This is a genomic window from Shewanella sp. T24-MNA-CIBAN-0130 (assembly GCF_040310185.1).
Lineage (GTDB): Bacteria > Pseudomonadota > Gammaproteobacteria > Enterobacterales > Shewanellaceae > Shewanella > Shewanella psychromarinicola.
In genome coordinates this window covers 1-283 of the sequence record NZ_JBEOPP010000250.1, presented here as the reverse complement: position 1 = coordinate 283, position 283 = coordinate 1, and the positions used below count along the sequence as shown (strand labels likewise).

Genomic DNA, 283 nt, shown 5'->3' with positions numbered 1-283 from the left:
ACCTAGCAGCGAAGCGTTCTAGGCTGTTGATTTTATCTTTCACCAAAGAACGCACTGCCAATGCGTACCATGGTTGATCCGTTGGCGATGGCGATGTCCATGTCGCCGCTCATACCCATTGATAAGGTGTCGACGCTAGGATATTGCTGCTTAAGTTGGTCAAAAAGTTGCTTTAATTGGCTAAATTCTTGTTGTTGAAGTTGTACGTCATCAGTCGCGGTTGGGATAGCCATTAATCCGCGCAGCTTAAGATTGCTCAAAGAGGCGATAGTAAGTGCTAACG

Annotated in this window: 1 protein-coding gene; it reads right to left on the bottom strand. The window is 46.3% G+C overall.

Going from position 1 to position 283, the window contains the following annotated elements; translation table 11 throughout:
* Positions 1-32 precede the first annotated feature (32 nt).
* On the bottom strand, positions 33-283 hold a 251-nt coding region (locus tag AAEZ02_RS22270; RefSeq protein WP_351125188.1), incomplete at its 5' end, for an alanine racemase.